Annotated in this window: 21 protein-coding genes; 10 read left to right on the forward strand and 11 right to left on the reverse strand. The window is 36.2% G+C overall.

Annotated elements, in window-relative coordinates; all coding sequences use genetic code 11:
• Positions 1–21: 21 nt before the first annotated feature.
• From ACWPWS_RS07055 to ACWPWS_RS07075, 5 genes are all read left to right on the forward strand, one after another.
• Positions 22–1,425 (forward strand): M28 family peptidase, encoded by a 1,404-nt coding sequence (locus tag ACWPWS_RS07055; protein ID WP_454046021.1) that lies wholly within the window; start codon positions 22–24, stop codon positions 1,423–1,425.
• A gap of 2 nt (positions 1,426–1,427) precedes the next feature.
• The gene (locus ACWPWS_RS07060) at positions 1,428–2,786 is read left to right on the forward strand and encodes a M20/M25/M40 family metallo-hydrolase (protein WP_454046022.1); all 1,359 of its coding nucleotides are present in this window, start codon (positions 1,428–1,430) and stop codon (positions 2,784–2,786) included.
• Between the two features lie 3 nt (positions 2,787–2,789).
• On the forward strand, positions 2,790–4,148 hold the full coding sequence (locus ACWPWS_RS07065) for a M20/M25/M40 family metallo-hydrolase (protein WP_454046023.1): 1,359 nt from the start codon (positions 2,790–2,792) through the stop codon (positions 4,146–4,148).
• Between the two features lie 858 nt (positions 4,149–5,006).
• Positions 5,007–5,237 carry a hypothetical protein gene (locus ACWPWS_RS07070; RefSeq protein ID WP_209784804.1) on the forward strand — a complete coding sequence of 77 codons (231 nt, stop codon included), beginning with the start codon at positions 5,007–5,009 and terminating at the stop codon, positions 5,235–5,237.
• 719 nt (positions 5,238–5,956) lie between these two features.
• Positions 5,957–7,291 (forward strand): hypothetical protein, encoded by a 1,335-nt coding sequence (locus ACWPWS_RS07075; protein WP_454046024.1) that lies wholly within the window; start codon positions 5,957–5,959, stop codon positions 7,289–7,291.
• A gap of 256 nt (positions 7,292–7,547) precedes the next feature.
• Here the strand turns inward: ACWPWS_RS07075 and ACWPWS_RS07080 are convergent, their stop codons facing one another.
• The 4 genes from ACWPWS_RS07080 to ACWPWS_RS07095 form a co-directional block, all read right to left on the reverse strand.
• Positions 7,548–8,123 (reverse strand): hypothetical protein, encoded by a 576-nt coding sequence (locus tag ACWPWS_RS07080; protein ID WP_454046025.1) that lies wholly within the window; start codon positions 8,121–8,123, stop codon positions 7,548–7,550.
• A gap of 165 nt (positions 8,124–8,288) precedes the next feature.
• The gene (locus ACWPWS_RS07085) at positions 8,289–9,326 is read right to left on the reverse strand and encodes a peptidylprolyl isomerase (RefSeq protein WP_245169878.1); all 1,038 of its coding nucleotides are present in this window, start codon (positions 9,324–9,326) and stop codon (positions 8,289–8,291) included.
• A gap of 81 nt (positions 9,327–9,407) precedes the next feature.
• Positions 9,408–9,920, reverse strand: a complete 513-nt coding sequence (locus ACWPWS_RS07090; RefSeq protein WP_454046026.1) for an FKBP-type peptidyl-prolyl cis-trans isomerase — start codon at positions 9,918–9,920, stop codon at positions 9,408–9,410.
• Between the two features lie 170 nt (positions 9,921–10,090).
• Positions 10,091–11,161, reverse strand: a complete 1,071-nt coding sequence (locus ACWPWS_RS07095) for a branched-chain amino acid aminotransferase (protein ID WP_105682659.1) — start codon at positions 11,159–11,161, stop codon at positions 10,091–10,093.
• 85 nt (positions 11,162–11,246) lie between these two features.
• On the opposite strand from ACWPWS_RS07095, the gene mnmD reads away from it, so the two are divergent.
• A complete protein-coding gene (gene mnmD, locus ACWPWS_RS07100) occupies positions 11,247–11,921 on the forward strand; it encodes a tRNA (5-methylaminomethyl-2-thiouridine)(34)-methyltransferase MnmD (RefSeq protein WP_105682660.1) in 675 nt (224 codons plus the stop codon).
• 207 nt (positions 11,922–12,128) lie between these two features.
• Entirely contained in the window at positions 12,129–12,545 is a 417-nt protein-coding gene (locus tag ACWPWS_RS07105; RefSeq protein ID WP_142015296.1) for an NUDIX domain-containing protein, read from the forward strand.
• A 21-nt stretch (positions 12,546–12,566) separates the two neighbouring features.
• Here the strand turns inward: ACWPWS_RS07105 and ACWPWS_RS07110 are convergent, their stop codons facing one another.
• Positions 12,567–13,271 (reverse strand): DUF4294 domain-containing protein, encoded by a 705-nt coding sequence (locus tag ACWPWS_RS07110; protein ID WP_209784808.1) that lies wholly within the window; start codon positions 13,269–13,271, stop codon positions 12,567–12,569.
• Positions 13,272–13,322: 51 nt separating this feature from the next.
• Between ACWPWS_RS07110 and chrP the strand changes: the two genes are divergently transcribed.
• Together chrP and rpe are read left to right on the forward strand one after the other, a co-directional pair.
• Entirely contained in the window at positions 13,323–14,396 is a 1,074-nt protein-coding gene (gene chrP / locus ACWPWS_RS07115) for a chryseobasin maturation metalloprotease ChrP (RefSeq protein WP_062670358.1), read from the forward strand.
• Positions 14,397–14,514: 118 nt separating this feature from the next.
• The gene (gene rpe, locus ACWPWS_RS07120) at positions 14,515–15,165 is read left to right on the forward strand and encodes a ribulose-phosphate 3-epimerase (protein WP_126650401.1); all 651 of its coding nucleotides are present in this window, start codon (positions 14,515–14,517) and stop codon (positions 15,163–15,165) included.
• A 217-nt stretch (positions 15,166–15,382) separates the two neighbouring features.
• On the opposite strand, the gene chrI is transcribed toward rpe, so the two are convergent.
• From chrI to chrA, 3 genes are read right to left on the reverse strand one after another with little or no spacing between them, the layout of a single operon-like run.
• Complete coding sequence (gene chrI / locus ACWPWS_RS07125) at positions 15,383–15,868, reverse strand: chryseobasin maturation helper ChrI (protein ID WP_454046027.1); 486 nt, start codon at positions 15,866–15,868, stop codon at positions 15,383–15,385.
• 35 nt (positions 15,869–15,903) lie between these two features.
• Complete coding sequence (gene chrH, locus ACWPWS_RS07130; RefSeq protein WP_454046028.1) at positions 15,904–17,001, reverse strand: MNIO family chryseobactin maturase; 1,098 nt, start codon at positions 16,999–17,001, stop codon at positions 15,904–15,906.
• Between the two features lie 3 nt (positions 17,002–17,004).
• On the reverse strand, positions 17,005–17,226 hold the full coding sequence (chrA, locus tag ACWPWS_RS07135; protein ID WP_454046029.1) for an MNIO class RiPP chryseobasin precursor ChrA: 222 nt from the start codon (positions 17,224–17,226) through the stop codon (positions 17,005–17,007).
• A 190-nt stretch (positions 17,227–17,416) separates the two neighbouring features.
• Here chrA and ACWPWS_RS07140 point away from each other — a divergent pair, with 190 nt between their 5' ends.
• The gene (locus ACWPWS_RS07140; protein WP_454046030.1) at positions 17,417–19,264 is read left to right on the forward strand and encodes an alpha-L-fucosidase; all 1,848 of its coding nucleotides are present in this window, start codon (positions 17,417–17,419) and stop codon (positions 19,262–19,264) included.
• A gap of 80 nt (positions 19,265–19,344) precedes the next feature.
• Here ACWPWS_RS07140 and ACWPWS_RS07145 read toward each other — a convergent pair whose 3' ends face one another.
• The 3 genes from ACWPWS_RS07145 to ACWPWS_RS07155 all read right to left on the reverse strand — a co-directional run bounded on the left by ACWPWS_RS07145 (position 19,345) and on the right by ACWPWS_RS07155 (position 22,522).
• Complete coding sequence (locus tag ACWPWS_RS07145; protein WP_454046031.1) at positions 19,345–19,761, reverse strand: nucleoside-diphosphate kinase; 417 nt, start codon at positions 19,759–19,761, stop codon at positions 19,345–19,347.
• A 589-nt stretch (positions 19,762–20,350) separates the two neighbouring features.
• Positions 20,351–21,277 (reverse strand): ribosome small subunit-dependent GTPase A, encoded by a 927-nt coding sequence (rsgA, locus tag ACWPWS_RS07150; RefSeq protein WP_454046032.1) that lies wholly within the window; start codon positions 21,275–21,277, stop codon positions 20,351–20,353.
• Between the two features lie 165 nt (positions 21,278–21,442).
• Positions 21,443–22,522 carry a chorismate mutase gene (locus tag ACWPWS_RS07155; RefSeq protein WP_105682670.1) on the reverse strand — a complete coding sequence of 360 codons (1,080 nt, stop codon included), beginning with the start codon at positions 22,520–22,522 and terminating at the stop codon, positions 21,443–21,445.
• Between the last annotated feature and the right edge of the window lie 86 nt (positions 22,523–22,608).

A 22,608-nucleotide genomic window follows, 5' to 3' on the forward strand; every position in this document is an offset into this window, starting at 1 on the left:
GAAAAGATAAGTAAATAAAAAATGAAAAAAATATTCATTATACTTCCACTCTTTTTGAGTGGATTTTTATTTTCTCAGAAAAAGCCACAAAAAAGCCCGGCAAAAAAAGGTACTGTTGCCAAATTCAATTATCATGATGAGTTCAGAAAAATTTCAGATGAAATTATGACCAATGGTAAGGCTTATGATAACCTCGGAGAACTTACCAAAGGAATAGGATCGCGTTTCAGTGCAACTCCAGGCTATGCAAAGGCTGCGGAATGGGCAGAAAAAAAATTCAAGGAAATTGGTATTAATATGATCTGGAGGCAAGAAGCCAAAGCTCCTGTCTGGATCAGAGGAAAAGAATCTTTACAGATAAAATCAGGAAACGGAGACTGGAAAAATATCAGAATGCTGTCCTTTGGAAATTCTGAAGGTACAGGCGGAAAAGATTTCGTAGGTGAAATTGTTTTAATCAACTCCACTTCAGAACTGAACGCAATGTCAATAGGGCAGTTAAAAGACAAAATAGTTTTCGTAAATGTACCTATGGATCCAAAAATTATCAATACCAGTGATTCCTATTTACTGACGGCAAAATCAAAATTAATTTCGGCTTCCGTAATTGCTAAAACAGGTGCGAAAGCATTAATTATAAGATCACTCACCACTGCTAATGATGATACTCCTCATGCTAAAATGATTTATTATGAACCAGACGATAAAGTTAAAATCCCGGCTTTATCAATTGGAGTACGATCTGCAGATGAATTGGAAAGAACCATAAAAAAACAAAAAGTCACAGCAAAAATCAATATGACCGCCGAATCAAAAGGAGATACGACAAATCCCAATATTATTGCTGAAATTGGCGGCAAAAAAGATTCTAAAGTAATCGTTTTAGGTGCTCAGCTTGATTCATGGGATTTTGGCGAAGGTGCAATTGATGATGGAACAGGCGTTGTGCAGTGTATCGAAGTGTTAAGAACGCTAAAAGCGCTTGGATATGAAAATAACCATACCATCCGCGTGGTCTTGTATGCCAACAGTGAAAACGGCGGACAAGGCCGTGAAATGTATGCTGCTTATGTAAAAAAGAAAGACGAAAAACACGTATTTGCCTTAGGAACAGATGCCGGAGGTTATTCTCCACGAGGGTTTTCGTTAGATATGTCACCTCAAAGAAGAAGATTGGTTTTTCCATGGAAAGAATATTTTCTTCCTTACGGAGTTTATGATTTTGACCAAACAGAGGCTATTCAGGACATTTCACCTCTAAAAAAACTCGATATTCCTTTAGCTGAGCTTGTTGTAGACACCCAAAGATATTTCGACTACCATCATTCCGAACAGGATACTTTCGACAAAGTGAACAAAAGAGAGCTTCTTCTCGGAGCAGTGGCAATGACACAGATGATTTTTATGGTTGATAAAAACTGGTAACAATGAAAAAGATATTAGGAACCTCATTATTGCTTTTTGGAATGGCTGCTTTTGGTCAGTCTACAGAAGATTCTATCCAATTCAAAAAGATTTCCACTGAAATTCTGAACAATGGTAAAGGATACAATGAACTGAAAGAGCTCACCAAAAATATAGGACATCGTCTAAGTGGTTCTGAAGCCTATGAAAAATCAGTACAATGGGCAGCTCAGAAACTTCGTGATGCCGGAGCTGATAAAGTATGGCTTCAGGAAGTAATGATTCCGGTTTGGGTAAGAGGAAAAGAATCACTGCATATTCAAACTTCAAACGGAAAATGGAAAAGTCTGAAAATGCTTTCCCTTGGAAATTCTGAAGGAACCGGAGGAAAAGATCTCTCCGGTGATATTATTATGGTGAAATCACTGGAAGAATATGATCAGCTTCCCACAGAAAAAGTAAAGGGTAAAATTGTATTTTTCAACTATCCTTTTCATCAGGAAAATGTACAGACATTTATTTCTTACCGTGACGCAAGTCCTTACAGAAGAACAGCCGCTTCATTGACCGCTCAAAAAGGAGGTAAATTTGCCATCATCCGGTCGCTTTCTTCTGCTTTCGATGATGTTCCTCATACAGGGAACATGCGCTATGACGAGAATACTTCAAAAATACCGGCCGTCACTATAGGAAATACCTCTGCTGATGAGCTGGAAGTTCTTTTGAAAAATCAGAAAGTCACTGCTAAACTCAATTCCAATTGTGGAATGAAAGGGGAAAAACGCTCCCACTCCGTGATCGGAGAAATCACAGGTAAAAAAGACCAAAGCGTTATTGTGGTAGGCGGACACCTCGATTCCTGGGATGTAGGCGAAGGCGCTCATGATGACGGTGCCGGAATTGTACAGAGTATTGAAGTATTACGAACTTTTAAAAAATTAGGAATTCAGAATAATCATACCATCCGTGCAGTTTGTTTTGCCAATGAAGAAAATGGAACAAAAGGCGGCAAACAATATGGTAAAGTTGCCAAAGAAAACAATGAGAAACATCTTTTTGCCATAGAATCAGACGCAGGAGGATTCTCACCACGAGGAATTTCTCTGGAAATGAATGAAACTCAGAGAAATCAGATCAAAAGCTGGGTCAGCCTGTTTCTACCTTATGGGGTGTACAACTTTGAAGGTAAATATTCCGGATCAGATATTGCTCCGCTCCACGAAATGGGAGTGCCCACGGCTGAGCTGGTACCCGATCCACAGCGTTATTTCGATATTCACCACACGGAAGAAGACACTTTTGAAAAAGTCAACCGAAGAGAGCTTTTATTGGGCTCTGCGGTAATGACACAACTTATTTATATGATTGATAAAAATTGGTAAACAATGAAAAAGATACTAGGAACTTCATTATTGCTTTTTGGAATGGCTGCTTTTGGCCAGTCTAAAGAAGACTCCATCCAGTTCAGGAAGATCTCCACAGAAATCCTGAACAACGGAAAAGGATATACAGAGCTCAAAGAGCTTACAAAAAATATAGGCCACCGTTTAAGCGGTTCTGAAGCCTATGAAAAGTCCGTAAAATGGGCAGAACAGAAACTTCGTGATGCCGGAGCTGATAAAGTATGGCTTCAGGAAGTAATGGTTCCGGTATGGGTAAGAGGAAAAGAATCCCTGCACATCCAGGCTCCTAACGGAAAATGGAAAAGTCTGAAAATGCTTTCTCTTGGAAATTCTGAAGGAACCGGAGGAAAAGATATTTCGGGAGAAATCATTATGGTAAAATCTATGGAAGAATACGATAAACTTCCTGCTGAAAAAGTAAAAGATAAAATTGTGTTCTTCAACTACCCTTTCGGCCAGTCATTCATAGAGACTTTCAAAGGATACGGTGACGCTGCAAAATACAGAACGACAGCAGCTTCACTAACAGCAAAAAAAGAGGGGAAATTTGCCATCATCAGATCACTTTCTTCAGCCTTTGACGATGTTCCACACACCGGAGCAATGCGCTATGAAGATAAAGTTTCCAAAATACCAGCCGTAGCCATCGGAAGCACTACTGCAGATGAACTGGAAGCCTTATTGAAAGGCCAGAAAATAATGGCTAAACTTAATTCCAACTGTGGAATGAAAGGGGAAAAACTTTCCCACTCGGTAATCGGAGAAATTACAGGTAAAAAAGACCAAAGCGTTATTGTGGTAGGCGGACATCTTGATTCCTGGGACGTAGGTGAAGGAGCTCATGATGACGGTGCCGGAATTGTACAGAGCATCGAAGTGTTACGAACTTTTAAAAAGTTAGGATTACAAAATAACCACACCATCAGAGTGGTATGTTTCGCCAATGAAGAAAACGGTGTAAAAGGCGGAATACAATATGGTAAAACGGTAAAAGAGAAGAATGAAAAACATCTTTTTGCCATCGAAACAGATGCCGGAGGCTTTGCACCAAGAGGTATTGCTCTGGATATGGATGATACCAAAAGAAACCAGATCAAAAGTTGGTCAAACCTATTCCTTCCTTACGGAGTTTACAATTTTGAAGAGCGCTTTTCAGGAACGGATCTCTATCCCCTTCACGACATGGACATTCCTGCAGCTGAATTGATGCCGGATTCTCAGCGCTACTTCGATATTCACCACACTGAAGAAGATACTTTTGAAAAAGTGAACCGAAGAGAGCTCTTATTGGGCGCCACAGCTTTAACACAGATTATTTATATGATTGATAAAAACTGGTAAAAACCCGAAACCGTCTGTAAAGGCGGTTTTCTTTTTTTAATAGTACATAACTCTTAGATTCAATAGGATCGAACTTTAGTCTGTATACCTATATTTTTTATCAATGAATTTTACTTTGTCTATTTGTGAAATTAGTGTAAAGATATTAGTGTTATTAGTGGTTTTAAGATTAAACACAAATGCCACAAATGATTTCACAGATAACACAAATTTAATAGGAACGTGCTTAGTCTGTTTTACTTTAAATAAACCTCCATCTTCATTTCTAAACTTTTCTGATCGTATTAGAAATATATAAAAAATTTTCACCGTAATATTTTCTACGTTTCAAATTACCAAGCAGGAAAAACGGAAAATTTTTCTTTGTTTAAGGAAATAACAGATAAAAATATGTTTCAGTACAGGTTCTATCAATCCCGTGAAACAAAGTGTTGATCGCGAATATATAACTTTGGCATGATATTAGCATGTAAAATATTGAGAAAAAATTAAAAAAACACTAAGGATGAGAAAAGAGGTTTTCTGTGGATTTTCAGTTTTTCCACTGATTCAATTTCATATCTAGTATATGAATCCTTTTTTTTCTACGATGCCGTACAAGATACGGGTTCGTGATTAATTAACCCCCGTTAGTTTTTCACAGCAATTTTGCACCCCGTATCTAACTGGTATCACGATAGCAAAGAATCTTTATTGATTCAAAAAACAAAAATTTCCCGGACTTTAAGCCCGGTATAACGATATAAATAAATGGCAAAGTCATCGTGAACCTTAGCCCAGTAAAGGAATTTATTCTTTTTACCGTGATGAGTACGCCTTTATTTTTTAATTAATTGTATAACCCTTAAAATGTGAGTAATGATGAGAGCCTTTTTTGAAATGATTTTTAAGAGAAATGAAGATGCTGCAAAATTGCATATATGGAGCCTATTGCTGGTATTAAGTTTTGCTGCATTTTCTGTGTTGGTATACGCCCTAAAACCAAGCTTTAACAGCTTAATTATATACCTGACGGCATTTGCCGCCTATATCGGGTTTGGCCTAGTATTCATCAGTTCCTTAGCTGGAACAAGTATGAAGAAAAAATAACAAAACATATAACTTTCAATTTATTTTTACTGAAAAACTATCCTTTGGGATAGTTTTTTTTATGTCTGATCAGAATAAAATTCCTATCCTTATTTTATTTATAGATAAGAAATATCTCATTATTCATTTCCTCTTTTCATGTGTGAAAAATCATACAAAAATTTCAGAAAAAATTAAATCCCAAGCAGCTTAAATGGAGTTGTTTTCCATAAATCATAGATAAGTCAGCGTTTTTCCACCCCATAATAATCTTTGTATGATAAAACCTCCTCTCCCCTAAGAGGATATGGCATATTTCACATTCAGAAATAAATCAGATTTCTTTTACAGTACGTAAGTAAAATTCAATCTCTGGTATTGCCATCAGAGCAGCTATATTTTCCAGGCATTTTTTTGAGATCCTTTTTAATTATAACATAAAAGGATTCTTTTATCATACTTCTTTAAAAATGAAATTTACATTTTCAGAGATCTGTTTTGATGGGATTACTTATAATTTAAGGGAAGTTGAAATGTTCAATAGATGCATAAAAAAGCATTTCAATATTAAACAAAGGTTTAAAAGTCTGAATTTTTAACAATATTAGCCCAAATGGCGCTGAACAGCGAATGATGTATATTTGATGTATGTGTTTTTTTGGCCACAAACTAAAAAAACAAGGATATTTGCATATAAAAAAAATAACTCTCCTATTGGAGAATAATTAAAAACACATATTATGATTTCGAAAAAATTATTAGTAGGTTTACTATTGGTAAACCTGTCAGTCTATGCCCAAAAAGGGAATGTAGGTATTAATACATCCAATCCGGGAACAACGCTGGATATAAACGGAGCAATCACTACCCGTGAAAGTAGTTTGGCTGTGACTGGTAATGCAGCTACCATCCCAAGTAATGTAAGCCAGGTACAACTTACAGGAACTGCTACAGCAACAGTGGCTATTTCTGCGCCTAATGCGCCTAATGCCGGCCAGCGTTTAATTGTCTATAACAATACAACAGGTGGGTTTGGGGCTACCTTAAACGGTACTACTATTCCTAATGGTAAAATACAGGAATTCGTTTTTACCAATTCATCCTGGAGATCTACTGCCAGCGACACTGGGGCTGCCTCAACAAATATTTATACTGCAGACGGCAGCCTTACCGGAAACAGGACTGTAACACAGGGTTCAAATACCTTAACTTTTACGGGTAACAAAGTCAATGCTTTTTCTGTGGATGGAAGCACTGTTTCTGTGGATGCTGCTAATCACCGCTTTGGGGTAGGTACCGCCAATCCAGATACTAAACTTACCGTACAAACACCGGATAATAGCTTTGGAATCGGTCATAATAATGGATCTGTCAACCTGAAAACTTACATCGGAGGAGGATCTGCATTTATAGGGACCACTACTGCCAATGCATTGAATCTGACCAGTAATAACGCTTCCAGAGTAAGTATTACTCCTAATGGAAATGTAGGGATTAATACTAATTCTCCAGATCGTACATTGGATGTAAATGGTAATGTGAGAATCCACAAAATAGACTATGTCAATAGTGCTGCTAATTACGGAATTGTAGTAGCAGATGGAGGTGGGGCTATTTCACAGATTAATGCCGATAACTTTATGGGCTCATTAAAGATTCCTGAAAGCATCTTTCATGCGGAGCAAAACTCGCCTCTTTCTGCTTCCCTGTCAGGAAATGGAGCTGATCATAAGGTTATATTCAGCTCAGTTAATATTAATAAACCCAATGCTGGTACCTGGAATGCATCTACTAATTCCTATACCGTTGCCAAAACAGGAATATACCAGATTGTAGCAGGAGTAAAGGTTAGAAATACAAATAGTAAGTCTCTATATACCTTATATATTAACACATCAATATCGGGATGGGTTTTTCCGGGAACCCATCTTATTGGAGATATAGTTTCATCAGGAGGAACCTATATCAAATTGCTTAATGCCGGAGATGTAATTTTCTGTTCAACAAGAACAGGGAGCGCACTCTCTTATACCCAAGGTGCTGCATTTATGCATATTATCTATACGCCCCTATAGAAATTGTAATTAAATACATTATAATAACTTAGTTGAAGTACAAAATTTTAATTTAATTAAGACAACAATAAAATAGGCTGCCTGATGGGGAGCCTATTTTGTATCGTCAATGGGTTATTTTACTTTTACAAGCTCAACATCAAAAACTAACCAAGAGTTTGGCGGGGATCACTCCTCCTGCTTCTCTTTCTCTGTAAGCTATTACTATCGGAATCAATAATTTACAATAAAAGTTGATGCTTATTGCTTAGCTTCTTTAAAATTTATCAAGAACTTTCTTTGGTAAGATTTTCACCAGTTCTTTTTTATATTCCTTTTCAAGAACGACAAATTTCCAAGTCTTTCTATCTTTTGAAATCGCACAGGCTTTCATAGTGGCGTTGATGAGATATGAACTTTCATTGGCTAAATATTTTACATTATTCACCCCATATTTGGCGGTTAAAGCGCTGCTCATTTTCTTTTTCATATCATCGTTTAATGAACTCACATTACATTTCAGTTTCAAAAAATAATGAGTAATAGAAAAATATTCCCCAGTAATGAGTTCAGGTTTTTCAATATTTCCGAACTTGAAATCCTGTACTTCAATTTTCATGAATGGATTATTGTAAGTCATATTCAAAATCTGTGTCATCTGCTCTTTTGAAATGATGGTAAAGAATTTTGGATATATACAGCTTACCGCCTGATCTATCTGTTTAGATTGAATACTGTTTACAAAATAAGTAAGTGATTTTTTTATTGCAGCATCGTCAGGATTTGTCTTGGTCTGCGAAAAAGTCATCATCGACAGCAGAACAAAAAGAAACAGAAGTGATTTGGTTTTCATTATTTAATGTTATTACAGATTTTAAGATTACTTCTTATGAGAAAAATTATTAAACTTTCCAGATATTAAAATAGGTCGCAACATATACGCAGATCGTTACAGAATATATTTAAACTAAAAAAGCCGTCCTTATCGGGACGGCTTCATATCTTAAAAAGGATTCAATTATTTTACTTTTACAAGCTCAACATCGAAAATTAACCAAGAGTTTGGCGGGATAACTCCTCCTGCCCCTCTTTCTCCGTAAGCCATTGCCGGCGGGATCAATAAAGTAGCAGTTTCACCTTCTTTCAATAACAGGATTCCTTCATCCCATCCTTTGATTACTCTTCCCATTCCGATTGGAATTTCGATAGGCTCGTTTCTCTTGAATGAAGAATCAAATTCAGTTCCGTCTACCAATTTACCTGCATAGTGTACAGATACGTTGTCACCCGCTTTTGGAGCTTTACCGTCAGCAGTTTTGGTGATTTTATAGTAAAGACCTGATTCAGTTTTCTGCATACCAGCTTTTAGGTTTTCTACCAATTTCTCCTGGTTAGCTTTGAATTCTTCTTCTTTTTTCTTCTTTTCAGCTTCTTCTTTAGCAATAAAAGCTTTATTATTTTCTGCAATTTTAGCTTTTCCTTCGTTGAAAGTCTTAGCTGCATCGTAGTGCTTGTATTCGTCACCTTTGCTGAAAACAGAAACTTTTTCTAAAACGATATCTGTTTTAGGTTTATCCTGAGCTCCTTTTTCAACGTTAGCGATAGCATCAATCACATCATTTCCTTTTACCACTTTTCCGAAGATGGTGTGTCTTCCATCTAACCAAGGTGTAGCCACCTCCGTGATGAAGAACTGAGAACCATTGGTATTCGGTCCTGAGTTTGCCATAGAAAGAATACCTTTTCCTGTATGTTTAAGGTCATTTCTTTCATCCTCGAATTTATATCCAGGATCACCAGCTCCAGTTCCTTTAGGGTCTCCCCCTTGGATCATGAAATCTTTGATCACTCTGTGGAAAATAGTTCCATCATAGTAAGGAACTCCCTTAGCCTTAGCTTTGTTGTCGATTTTCCCTTCTGCAAGACCGATAAAGTTGGCTACAGTTACTGGTGCTTTCTTGTCCTCAAACTTTACAATCAGGTTACCTTTTGTAGTTTGAAGATTGGCATAAAGTCCGTCATTAAGACCTTCGTAAGTTTCTTTGTCTACGTTCATTTTTTTATAAATTGGGGTACAACTCATCAGCGAAATACTTGCCGCTGCCAGAATTATATTCTTGTTAAACAATTTCATGTATTATAGAGCTTTTAATTTTATGATTAATGGAATATCGTTATCTATTTTCTTTTCGTCTCCGTAGGTTCCGTAAGCCAAAGAAGACGGTACCAAAAGCGTTATTTCCTCTCCATCACGTATAAAACGCAAAGCATTCTCCACCGCTCTCAGTTCATCAAAATGCCCGAATCTGGCATCTTTTCTTTCAAAAGGCTGATCGTATATTTTTGTCTGGTCAAAATCGTACAAATCATAAGAATAAGAAATTGTTGTTTCATCCTTTCTTCTTTCCCTTTGATCATAGCCCTCCACTGTCACCCAATAATTAAGCTGCGTAGGATAATACTTTACAGACTGACCACTGATCCAATCCTGAATCTGGCCCCGTTCTATAGTATTAAGATTTTTCATCCTGTTTCTAGAAACATCCAGATCTTTTTGGCTTAAAACACCTCCTACAGGAGGATGGGCCGTCTGTGCATTTCTATTGCAGCTCAACAGGCTTATGGCTGATATGAAGAGTATTTTTTTCATAAACTTTTGCGAAAATACACATTTCGCGAATCAATTACAAAACTTGACAAAGAAATATGTGAATGTAACAATATATTATTTTCCATGCAACGATTCCTCCATAACACTTGAATACATAGATACAAAAAAGCCGGGAAAAACCCGGCTTTAATATAGCTATTTATATCCTATTATACTGTTTCTAAAGCATGATCTACCGTAACTCTCCATCCGAAAGGATCTTCAGATAAGTTGTTTTGTAAATCTACCAGGTCTTTCTTAAGAAGAGCAGCATAGCTTTCTTCATCAGATAATCTTGGAAGCTCCAATTTTTCACCTTGGTACCCTAAAGCCTGGAATTGAGTGGTTACTACTGCAGTACCTACTCCCCATACTTCTTTAAGTTCTCCATTCTTTAAAGCTTCAATTACTGTTTTCACAGGAATTGGTTCTATTTTCACTTCGATTCCTCTTTTCTTAGCTAATTGAATGAAGCTGTCTCTTGTTACTCCGTCAAGGATTTTCTCAGACGTTGGAGGTGTATAAATTGTATCGTTAATTCTAACAAATACGTTCATTGTACCACTTTCTTCAAAATATTCGTGAGTAGCATCATCTGTCCAGATAATTTGCTCATAACCTTCTTCAATGGCCAATTGTGTCGGATAGAAAGAAGCAGCGTAATTACCTGCAGCTTTTGCAGAACCTACCCCTCCGTTTGCAGCTCTTGAATAGTGATCAGAGATTTTTACAGATACCGGTTCAGAATAGTAGCTTTTCGCAGGTGTTGCAACAATTGCAAACATATATTTATTAGATACTCTTGCTTTCAAAGCTTCCTCTGTAGCAAAAATCAAAGGTCTGATATAAAGAGACATTCCTTCCCCCTGTGGAATCCACTCTCTGTCAATATCTACCAATGCCTTTAATCCGTCTAAAAACATTTCTTCAGTCACTTCAGGCATAGCAAGACGCTTAGCAGACTTATTGATACGTTCAAAATTCTTTTCAGGCCTGAAAAGGAAAACCTGTCCGTCTTTGTCTTTATAGGCTTTCATACCTTCAAAACAAGCTTGTCCATAATTTACTCCCATCATGGCAGGTGTAAATGGAATCGGACCGTAAGGAACTAATTTTACATCTCCCCATTTTCCGTCTTCATACTCACAAATAATCATATGATCAATGAAAGTACCACCAAATGAAAAATTGTTAGGGTCAAATGTAGAAATTCTGGAGTTTTCAGTTTTTTGAATTATCATTTTTTAAAATTTTTACGATGTTCTACAAATTTAACATAATTTTCTAAATATAAAAATTTTAGAGTAAATTTGACAAAAAAATAGCTTGAAAAGAGAGATTAAGACCACAAACGACGGAAGTAAAACATTGTTTATCAATGATTTAAATGAAAACTACCATTCTCATCACGGAGCACTACAGGAAGCCGAACATGTGTTTATCAAAAATGGACTAAATTTGATAAATGATTACGAAATTAATATTTTAGAACTCGGTTTTGGAACAGGTTTGAATGTTTTGGTAACAATTAATGAATATTTAAAAACTGACAAAAATCATGTCATCAATTATTTTTCGCTTGAAAAATATCCCATAAATGAATCCGAAGTTAAGGATTTAGCTTACTTTGAACTTTTTGATAACCCAGAGTTTAAAAATATTTATCAGAAAATTCATCTGGCAGATTGGGAAAAGCCAGTAGAAATCATTAGCGGATTCAACTTAAAAAAGATAGAATGTGATTTTTTCGATCTAAAGCATATTGATCTGCCCAAAATTAATCTTGTTTACTTTGATTGTTTTGGGGCAAGAGTACAGCCTGATCTTTGGGAAAAGCCATTATTTGAACTGGTTTCTGACAAAATGTCCATTAACGGATTATTAACAACCTACTCTTCTAAAGGCAGTGTAAGAAGAATTCTCCAGGAACTCAACTTCCAGGTAGAAAAAAAGCAGGGACCTCCGGGAAAAAGAGAAATGATTAATGCAATTAAGATGTAGAAGGAAGCTTGAGGATGGAAGCTGGATGTTTACAGCCGACTGCTTAATTAATTTTATTTTTTAAATAATAATCAATATATAAGATAAGTTAATTCAACATTATTAAGGATAAATAGTGTTAAAAACTTCCAGCTTCACACTTCCAACTTCCGGCTTTTTCCAACAAAATTTCTTACATTAGCTATACAAATATTATACATTATATATATGATAGATAAGATCAACATTAGAGTGTATGCCTGTGCGGTAAAAGATAAACAAGTTCTGACTTTATTTGAGGAATATGCCGGCGAACCTTTAATGAAATTTCCGGGTGGCGGATTGGAATATGGCGAAGGTGTACTGGAATGTCTGCACCGTGAGTTTGATGAAGAACTTAATGTAAAAATCAATATTCTGGAACATTTCTATACTCAGGAGAACTTTCTGGTATCCCGTTTCAAAGAGAATGAGCAACTTCTTACCATCTATTATATAGTAGACATCGTTAATGAGGAAGACTTTATTATTCTGGATCCCTGCATTGAAAAAACAGAATGGATTGACATTGACAGACCGGACAATCCTTTTCCTCTTCCGATAGATAAAATTGTATTCGATAAATTAAAAGAAAAATTCCTGTAAGAATACTTACAGGAATTTATATTATTTCTTTACTTTAAAATCATTTGCTCCGGGATAAGGCTGCAGATACCCTGAGTTCCAATTGGACTGTAGTAATGATTCTATAAATTCATCACTTCTGTTGGTATGGGGATCATAGCGCTCTTTCAGGTCAATATCAGCCATTTTTCCTTTTACATTCCACCAGAAAGCACTCCATCCACCTCTCAATTCTTTGATAATCTCAAATACATTTTTTCCGGTAGCTCTGTTCATCAGTTTGGCAAAAACCTGTCCTTCGGTTGTAGTAAGATCTCTCAGTTGTTTTTCATATTGGTCAGCAAGCATATTCTGTCTTTCTCTTACAAACTTTCTTTTGGCTTTACTATCCATGTCATTCATATCTTTCTGAATATCTCTGTACTGTTGCAGCGCGGTGACAAACAAAGGATATACCCTGTACAGCTTTTTATTCAAGAAGTAATAGTAATTCTTATCCAACTGATTATTAAATCGTGGTTTATTCACCAAAACCAACTCGTCTAAGACTACAACAGGCTCACCATTGATTTCATACACCTTAATCTTCTGCTGTTCGTCATAATAATACTTATTACCAAATTCATCCACTTTCAGGGATTCAGGCGGATACTGATTAAGTGGTTTTGCCACTATACCATCCTTCTGGCCGAAAACACTGACTCCAAAAAAGAAAACAAAAAGGCAGATAATCTTACTAAAATTCATTATTTTTACACTTATAAGAACAAAAATTAAACGCAAAAATCATTCCTTTTTATGAAATTTGAAAAGAAATCTTTGAAATTTTTAGAGAAATATTTAAACACATCATCTCCAACAGGTTACGAACACAAAGGACAGGAAGTCTGGATGGACTATATCCGACCTTATGTGGACAAAATAGAAGTAGACCATTATGGAACCTGCTACGGGATCATCAATCCGGAAGCTGAATTTAAGGTAGTGATTGAAGCGCATGCTGATGAAATCTCATGGTATGTAAATTATATTACAGATGACGGCTTAATCTATGTCATCAGAAACGGAGGCTCCGACCAGACTATTGCGCCTTCAAAAGTTGTGCATATCCATGGAGAAAACGGAATTGTAAAAGGAGTATTTGGATGGCCTGCCATTCATACAAGAACCAACCAAAACGAACCTACTCCAAAAATCGAAAATATCTTTATCGACTGTGGTGCTACTTCTAAAAAAGAGGTGGAGGAAATGGGAATTTTTGTAGGATGCATGATCACTTATCCTGATGAATTCTTTGAAATGAACGACAGATATTTTGTCTGCAGAGCTCTGGACAACAGAATTGGCGGTTTCATGATTGCTGAAGTTGCCAGACTTTTAAAAGAAAATAAGAAATCTATTCCTTTTGGGCTTTATATTACCAATTCTGTTCAGGAAGAAGTAGGTTTATACGGAGCAGACATGATTGCTGATACCATCAAACCGAATATCGCTATTGTAACGGATGTTACCCACGACACAACAACTCCGATGATTGAAAAGAAAAAAGAAGGAGATCAGAAATGTGGTGCCGGGCCAGTAGTATTCTTTGCTCCAAGCGTTCACCATACTATCAGAGAACTGATTATTGATACTGCAAAAACAAAGAAAATTCCTTTCCAAAGAGCCGCTGCAAGCAGAGCTACAGGAACAGACACAGATGCTTTTGCCCATTCTAACGGCGGCGTACCAAGTGCTTTAATTTCCTTACCTTTGCGTTATATGCATACTACGGTAGAAATGGTATCTAAGGAAGATGTAGGCAATGTTATCAAACTTATCTATGAAACAGTTCTTAAGATCAAACCGGAAATGAAACTGAAATATCATTAATAGAATCAAGATGCCAGACACAAGATTCAAGATAACCGAAATACACACATAAAAACACCTGTTTTGACCATGTTTTGGTTCTTGATTCCTGACTCTAAATATCTAATATAAAGTAAAAATGAAAACGAAGCTTATTGCTCCATCCCTTTTATCTGCAGACTTTGGGAATCTGCAAAGAGATATTGAAATGCTGAACAATTCTCAGGCCGACTGGTTTCACATTGATGTAATGGACGGCAGATTTGTACCTAACATTTCATTTGGTTTTCCGGTAATGAAAACTGTTCAGCAGCATGCTAAAAAATTTGTAGATGTTCACCTGATGATTGTGGAGCCTGAGAAATATGTTGATGAATTCATCAACCATGGTGCAGATCTTATTTCTGTACATTATGAGGCATGTACCCACCTTCACAGAACCATCCACCATATTCAGAGTAAAGGAGCAAAGGCAGGTGTGGTTTTAAACCCTTCTACTCCGGTATTAATGCTTGAAGACATTATTGCTGATGTGGATCTTGTATTATTAATGAGTGTGAATCCAGGATTTGGAGGTCAGAAATTCATTGAAAACACATACAAAAAGATTGCTGAAACCAAAGATCTGATCTTAAGCAACAACTCCACTGCACTTATTGAGATAGATGGAGGAGTAAATCTTGACAACGCATCCAAATTATTTGAAGCGGGGGCAGATGTTCTGGTTGCAGGAAATGCTGTTTTCTCAGCTGAGAGCCCTGAAAGAACAATTGAACTTTTAAAGATCTGATAGATTATTCTTATCATACACAAAAGGCAGCCATTGGCTGCCTTTTCTCTTGTTTGGGAATTTAAGTCGTCTTGGTTATAATCTTTTTTTCAAAGTATTGAAAATGTTTAAAACTGTCATACTAACAACACAAAGATCCGAATAAAACCAAACCTGCACATCCGTAGAAATACCGAATCTGATGGGTAAGTATTTTCACTTAATTCCATTATATTTTTCACACCTCTCTGTTCCAGACGCAGGCACAGATCACAAAAATGATAGAAATAACAGAAAAGACTGTTCTTATATTATTCAGAAAATTCCATCTGTTTTCAAAGTTTTCCCGCATCTGCCTGATTGCTTCTGCTGTGGAATTGGAGATATCAAACTTATCTAAAGCATCATTCATGGGAACATTTCCCGCCACCGTTACTCCAAAAACTCCGATCAGATAGGCTAATGTGGCCAGCAGAAGAAAAATAAAAACAGGCTGCTGCCCGCGGAGTAAGAAAGTAGACACAGGAAGGAGGATTACAGTCCCCATAAAACTCATAAAGAAAACAGGATTCAGGATTTCCCGGTTGATACTCTGCATTGCCTTCAGGTATTCCGTATCAGAAAGTTTTCCCAGCCCGAGCACAACGGAGCATGAATAAGCATAGAAAAGTCCTCCTATCAAAGCAGTGAGGACAGCGGTAATGATCAATACTAGTGTTGTCATTTTCATATAATTTGATTTTGGTTACCAGAATAGAATTAATAAGGATTCCATTTTTTAATGATGTTCTGGGCGGTAAGAATCATTTCGGCATCCCAGTTTTCTGTTTTAAAATAATGAAAATCCTGATCTTTAATGGCTTTCACTTCTACATTATCAAAAAGAAGCTTGGCCAGTCTGGATTGCTCCTCATATAAAACCAGGTTTTCTAAAGGCTTTTCCGAAAGTTTCATTTCCTTTTTACTCCAGCCGTTTTTTCCTTTCACTTTCCAGTCTGAAGTTTCAATAATCTTGCTTACGGTATTAAAATCATTCAGGAAATTATCTTTTTCTTCTTCTGTTTTTACCGTATCTCCAAGTCTTTCAATAATAATATATTCCAGATTTTGACATTGTGTAAGTACAGATGGCAAAACAGAAAGAATATCCTGAGGAATAACATCATCATGTGTATCTCTCCTCACCTGTTTGTCCCCATACACACTATCCTGCCAGCTCCCACCCGAAAGATGGATTTCTTTTACTTTATCCAAAGGATACAAATTAATGATTTCCTGAATCGGTACTCCAAAGTTACAGGACTGGCAGTAAATATTATGGAGATCGAGAATCAGAAAACCATTGGTGCCTTCCGTAAGTTTATCAAGGAAAACGCCTTGTTCTTTCACATCATCGATGGAAAATGAAAACGCCAGATTTTCTATACCTACAGGAATATTCACCGCTTCCTGAAGCCTGTATAACCTGTCCTGTCCTATTTCTAAAGTTTTGGGATGTAAAGATACCGGCAACGGCACTCCTTGATGAAAATTCTCAGTATTCATGAAACCAAAATGTTCCGTAATATGATTGTATTTCCGCAGACTGACTTCTTCTGTTAATTTTTTTAGCCATTCTTCCTGCCTTTCTGTCCATCTCGCATCAAACAAAGAATAATACACTCCATGGCCTATCAAACGGTTATTTTCTGCGTAAAAATTCAGTAAATCGTGAAGCCAATCCGGTTCATGGGCATGATAAAGGGTGTCAAAAGACCACTCCATCACTTCTATGGAATTATTTTGCAACAACGGCAAAATAGCAGAAACAAAATCCGCTTCCGCCATCATTGATACTCCTAACATTGGCTTTCTCATCTCCTATCCCATTCCGCAGGCCGGACAGCCATGTCCACGAAGCACAAGCGTATCTTTTTTTACATCTGGTTTAGGAGCTCCCGGTTTTTTCTTTTCAACCGTATCCTGAGAAGTTCCTTTCTTTACTTTTCTAACAGGCTTTTTCGTTTTAGTTTCGGATTTAGTAGTCTGTGCAGATACACCTACCGCTAATAAACTTGCCATTAATATTGCCGGAATTTTCATAATTGCTTTTTTCAGATAAATTTTACAAGAAACGTTCCATTTCCATTTTATTGTGAAAACAAAATTTCTATTGCTCAGTTTTTAAAAATACAATAAAAAAACAAACACTTTAACAGGAATGATTAAATAGCAAGAAATTATTGCTGTAATGTTTTCTTTATTTATATTTAATGTTCAAATAAATCTATATATGAAAAGCAGTCTGATTAAAGCTGTTTTCCTTGGATTGGTATTTTCTGCATATCATACCGATGCCCAGGTTCAAACAGTTGACAACAGCAAAAAAATTGAGTGGTTTAAAAATGCCAAACTGGGTATTTTTATTCATTGGGGAATTTACTCCGTTAATGGAATCTCCGAATCCTGGTCATTCTTCAATAATTATATTAATCACGAAAATTATATGAAACAGCTGAATGGTTTTTCAGCTTCAAAATACCAGCCGGAACAATGGGTAAACCTGATTAAAGAATCCGGAGCAAAATATGCTGTCATTACCACAAAACATCATGACGGTGTTTCCTTGTGGAATTCAAAGGCAGAAAAGGCAATAAGTATTCCTCAAAATTCTCTGGCAAAAAAAGATGTTCTAAGTCCTTTTATTTCCGCGCTTAAAAAATCCGGATTGAAAACAGGTCTTTATTTCTCTTTACCGGATTGGAGCCATCCTTATTACGATATCAATACCCGGACAAAACTACGGTATGAAGTAAAAAATAATCCGACACTGTGGCAGAATTTCATCCGTTATTATCAGGATCAGCTTAACGAATTGTCTACGCAATATTCTCCGGATCTTATTTGGTTTGATGGAAACTGGGAACACACTTCTGAAGAATGGAAAACTACTCAAACCATAGATTTGCTCAGGAAACACAATACTGATATTATTATCAATTCCAGACTTAACAATCATGGAGATTATGATACTCCCGAACAGGGCATTCCTGTTATTCCCCCACAAAACCCTTACTGGGAGCTTTGTTACACCATGAATGATTCCTGGGGATATCAACCTTATGATAAAAATTATAAGACTCCCAATATGATTGTCAGAACCCTTGCAGATGTCATAAGCATGGGAGGAAACCTTCTGCTTGATATCGGTCCAAAATCAGACGGCACCATTCCTGAAGAACAAGTTGAAATTCTAAAAAACCTTGGACGCTGGACTTCAAAAAACCAGCAGGCCATCTATGAAACAACCCGCGGAATTCCTTTTGATAATTACAAAGGAAAATCATCTTTATCAACTTCTAAAAAGTCGTTATTCCTTTATCTTGAAGAAGCCAAAAATTTTACAAAAATCTATGGATTGGCAACCCAACCTCTTTCCGTAAAAATCATCGGAGATCCATCAGCTTCCATTAAAGTGGATTATAACCCAGAAAAAACATTGACCCTGAATTTTTCTAAGGTGAAATTTGACAAAGATGTCACTGTGGCAGAACTTATTTTTGATGCTTCTCCCGTATTTATAAAAGATCTTAAGAAAGAAGAACACTCTCTAGTTGAAATACTGAATAAAAAGAATGCCCAGGAAGCGGCCTACGACATAGCTAATACGTTGAATTATGATAGTAATTTACTGACCCATGAAGGCTTGACCAATGACGGTCTTGACATGCAAATAAAAAAAACGCCTAACACAAATCCAGAAACCCTGGAATGGATAAGCAAACATGCAGAAGCATTAGTTGAGACAGGAAAAGGTCTTCCGGCGGGTCATTATCCGGGAATGAGTGCTTTATCAAAAGACAAACAGACTCTTTATCTCTTTGTAGAAGGAACGCCTACCGGTCCTATCGCTCTGAAAGGAATAAAAAATGACATTTCCCGAATAAGAATCGTAGGCGATGGCAGTATGCTCAGCCATACTATTTACAATAAACTTTACTGGAGTGACCGGCCAGGAATTATTTATATTGATATTCCTAAAGAAAGATTAGATAAACAAATGACTGTTATTGCTGTTCTGCTTGATAAACCTCTAGAACTGTACAGAGAGAATGTAGGAGCCATTGAAAACAACCTTTAATAAGGTTTGAAATAAGAATTCATATAAAAACAAAATCCGGAGAAAATTCTCCGGATTTTTTATTTTGTAAGATGATTTTCTTAGAAAATCTCTCTTCCTGAAAAATGGAACTGAGCTTCGATTAATGCATTCTCGTTAGAATCTGAACCGTGAACAGCATTTTCTCCGATGCTTCTTGCAAACATTTTTCTGATAGTACCTTCCGCAGCTTCTGCAGGGTTAGTAGCACCGATTAATGTTCTGAAGTCTTCAACTGCATTATCTTTTTCTAAAATTGCTGCAACGATAGGACCAGAGCTCATGAATTCTACTAATTCTCCATAAAATGGTCTTTCAGCATGTACTTCATAGAATTTTTTTGCATCAGCAACTGTAAGCTGAGTTAATTTTAAAGCTTTGATTTTAAAACCTCCTTCAGCAATCTTACCCAATATAGCACCGATATGTCCGTCAGCAACTGCATCAGGCTTAATCATAGTGAATGTAATGTTAGACATAAATGTATATTTTTTTAATGGCGCAAAATTACAAAAAATATCTTTGATTTTTATTTTAATTTTTTTTTAACATAAAAATAACTTTTATTAAGAAATCTTAAAGTAATCTTTGGCACAGTAATTGTTTATTCTATTGCGATTCTCATGTTTAATTTGAGTTTTCATGGTTATTAGTTTTTACCCAGCTTCGGCTGGGTTTTTTATTTTCAAAAAACAGGGCTGTTTTTTATTAATTATGTAATTTATAACGTGATATAGATCTATATTTAATGTTATTTCTGATTTTATTTCAATTAATACAATTGAACGGTTTTCTAAAATATTACTTTTCTTTCCACCCAAAATATGACAAAAGTGGAGTTATCTGCCAAAAAAGCAATATTGAAAAGTAGAGTTATCTAAAAACGGATTTTTTTTCATTAAAATCTAAAAAAAATAATCAAAAAAAAATATATAGTTTAAGAAAGTATTAAATCCAATCTTTAAAAAAGCGAATTGTCAGAATATTATTCTTACATAATGAAAAACAGGAAGGTACAGATTGTCCGAATCAATCTGTAATTATTAAAAAGTAAATATCTGTTGCTATTTATTTTTGAGAAGTTTCTTCTGCTTCATCCATCAATTTAATGTAAGTGGCATAGCGTGAATGTTGAATCTCCCCTGTTTCAAGGGCATCCATAACAGCACATTTAGGCTCATTGATGTGAAGGCAGTTATGAAACTTGCACTCTTCTCTTTTTTTGAAAATCTCAGGAAAGTAATGCTGCACCTCTTCTTTTTCAATATCAATCATGGCAAATTCACGAACACCAGGAGTATCAATAACATTTCCGCCAAAATCCCAGAAATGCATCTGTGCAAAAGTTGTTGTATGTTTTCCTTTCAGGTGAGTATCGGAAATTTCAGATGTTTTTAAATTCAGTCCCGGCTGTAAAGCATTCACCAAAGTAGATTTTCCACAACCTGAGTGGCCGAAAAATACTGAAGTTTTATCTTTAAGAACCTCCTGAAGCTGATCCAGATTTAATTTTGAGTAGGAAGAAATTTCCAGGGTTTCGTATCCTATTTCCTGATATAAGAATTCAACGTCTTTTACAATTTCAATTTCCTCCTCGTGGAGAACATCCATTTTATTAAAAAGAATAACCGGTGTAATATTATAGGCTTCACAGCATGCCAGAAATCTGTCAAGGAATCCTAAAGATGTTTCAGGATGTTTCAATGTAAAGATAAAGCAAGCCAAATCAATGTTGGAAGCAATAATATGGGCTTCTTTTGAAAGGTTAACTGATTTCCTGATCAGGTAGTTGGTTCTTGGTTCAATTTTCGTGATCCACGCGATATCATCCTGTTCCAGCTGAAACTCAACAAAATCTCCTACAGCAAGTGGATTGGTAAGTCTTGTTTTTATTAATTTGAATTTCCCCCTGATTCTGGCCTCGAAAATTTTATTTGTTTCCAATTCCAAAACCTGGTACCAACTGCCTGTAGATTTAATGATTTTTCCTTTCATAGATAATGCTGGTGCAAATATACGCAATTAGGGCTTAGCATTCAGGAAATAGGTTTAAAAACACATGTTTCAATTGCCCTACATCCTGATGGCTAAGCCCTAAATAATTTTTTCAGGCGAAAAATTTAGTAAAAGCTTGATAACCTCTTACCTATTATCCGCAATCTATCTCTCGATCATAATATTGTTTTGAACTTCGATAGATTCTTCGTGAATTGCTTTGAATACTTTTTCAATAAACTCCTGAGACATTCCTGTTTCTTTCGCTTTTTGAGTAGCGTATTCTGTGATTACTTTCCAACGTTCAGGCTGGAAGATTGCAATATCGTTTTCCTTTTTAAGTTTACCGATTTTTTCAGAAATTTTCATTCTTTGAGAAAGAAGTTCAATTAACTGGAAGTCAAGATCTGAGATTAAAGTTCTGTGTCTGCCCATTTCTCCTTCAAAACCTGCAAGATTAGAGTTTCTTACTTTCAGGTTACCAATAAGTTCTGCAAGAACCTCAGGAGTAATCTGCTGAGAAGCATCACTCCATGCTTCATCAGGATTGCAGTGAGATTCAATGATAGCTCCCTGGTATCCTACGTTAAGTGCTTCCTGTGTAATATCAGCAAGACCAGTTCTGTTTCCACAAATGTGAGAAGGGTCGATTAGCATTGGAATATTCGGAAACTGACTCTTGAAATCAAGCGCAATCTGCCAGTTCGGATTGTTTCTGTATTTTGTTTTCTGGTATGTTGAAAATCCTCTGTGGATCACTCCAAGATTTTTAATATCCTGACCTAAAAGTCTTTCCAAAGCTCCGATCCATAATGCAAGATCCGGATTAACAGGGTTTTTTACGAATACAGGTTTATCAGTTCCTCTTAAAGCCATTGCAATTTCCTGTACAGTAAACGGATTCACTGTAGAACGAGCTCCGATCCAAAGAACATCCACATCTGCTTCTAAAGCGGCAAACACGTGATGTGCATTGGCAACTTCAGTAGCTGTTTTAAAACCATACTCTTCTTTTACTTTTTTTAGCCAGTTCAAACCAATCACTCCTACTCCTTCAAAACCATTAGGTTTGGTGCGGGGTTTCCAGATTCCTGCACGGAAAACTGACACATTGGCATTAGATTCTTTAATTCTCCTAGCCGTTTCAAGCATTTGAGCTTCACTTTCAGCACTACATGGTCCTGCAATCATTAGAGGCTGTGTAAGCCCATCGATCCACTCATTTTTCAAATCATTTAAATTCATATTCTAAATTTTATTGTTTTTGTATCTATAATTTTTTCGTTGACAGCAATAGCCCTTTGGATTATAAAATTTAATTTATAATTCTT

The organism is Chryseobacterium sp. Marseille-Q8038 (genome assembly GCF_965111995.1).

Coding starts and splice junctions, on each gene's coding strand:
- chrA (WP_454046029.1), bottom strand. CDS start 17,226: ATGAAAATTCCGGCAATATTAATGGCAAGTTTATTAGCGGTAGGTGTA.
- rsgA (WP_454046032.1), bottom strand. CDS start 21,277: ATGAAAGGAAAAATCATTAAATCTACAGGCAGTTGGTACCAGGTTTTG.
- ACWPWS_RS07065 (WP_454046023.1), top strand. CDS start 2,790: ATGAAAAAGATACTAGGAACTTCATTATTGCTTTTTGGAATGGCTGCT.
- ACWPWS_RS07090 (WP_454046026.1), bottom strand. CDS start 9,920: ATGAAAAAAATACTCTTCATATCAGCCATAAGCCTGTTGAGCTGCAAT.
- chrI (WP_454046027.1), bottom strand. CDS start 15,868: ATGACAACACTAGTATTGATCATTACCGCTGTCCTCACTGCTTTGATA.
- ACWPWS_RS07085 (WP_245169878.1), bottom strand. CDS start 9,326: ATGAACGTAGACAAAGAAACTTACGAAGGTCTTAATGACGGACTTTAT.
- ACWPWS_RS07060 (WP_454046022.1), top strand. CDS start 1,428: ATGAAAAAGATATTAGGAACCTCATTATTGCTTTTTGGAATGGCTGCT.
- chrH (WP_454046028.1), bottom strand. CDS start 17,001: ATGAGAAAGCCAATGTTAGGAGTATCAATGATGGCGGAAGCGGATTTT.
- ACWPWS_RS07145 (WP_454046031.1), bottom strand. CDS start 19,761: ATGTCTAACATTACATTCACTATGATTAAGCCTGATGCAGTTGCTGAC.
- rpe (WP_126650401.1), top strand. CDS start 14,515: ATGAAAACGAAGCTTATTGCTCCATCCCTTTTATCTGCAGACTTTGGG.
- ACWPWS_RS07075 (WP_454046024.1), top strand. CDS start 5,957: ATGATTTCGAAAAAATTATTAGTAGGTTTACTATTGGTAAACCTGTCA.
- chrP (WP_062670358.1), top strand. CDS start 13,323: ATGAAATTTGAAAAGAAATCTTTGAAATTTTTAGAGAAATATTTAAAC.
- ACWPWS_RS07080 (WP_454046025.1), bottom strand. CDS start 8,123: ATGAAAACCAAATCACTTCTGTTTCTTTTTGTTCTGCTGTCGATGATG.
- ACWPWS_RS07070 (WP_209784804.1), top strand. CDS start 5,007: ATGATGAGAGCCTTTTTTGAAATGATTTTTAAGAGAAATGAAGATGCT.
- ACWPWS_RS07155 (WP_105682670.1), bottom strand. CDS start 22,522: ATGAATTTAAATGATTTGAAAAATGAGTGGATCGATGGGCTTACACAG.
- ACWPWS_RS07105 (WP_142015296.1), top strand. CDS start 12,129: ATGATAGATAAGATCAACATTAGAGTGTATGCCTGTGCGGTAAAAGAT.
- ACWPWS_RS07095 (WP_105682659.1), bottom strand. CDS start 11,161: ATGATAATTCAAAAAACTGAAAACTCCAGAATTTCTACATTTGACCCT.
- ACWPWS_RS07140 (WP_454046030.1), top strand. CDS start 17,417: ATGAAAAGCAGTCTGATTAAAGCTGTTTTCCTTGGATTGGTATTTTCT.
- ACWPWS_RS07055 (WP_454046021.1), top strand. CDS start 22: ATGAAAAAAATATTCATTATACTTCCACTCTTTTTGAGTGGATTTTTA.
- ACWPWS_RS07110 (WP_209784808.1), bottom strand. CDS start 13,271: ATGAATTTTAGTAAGATTATCTGCCTTTTTGTTTTCTTTTTTGGAGTC.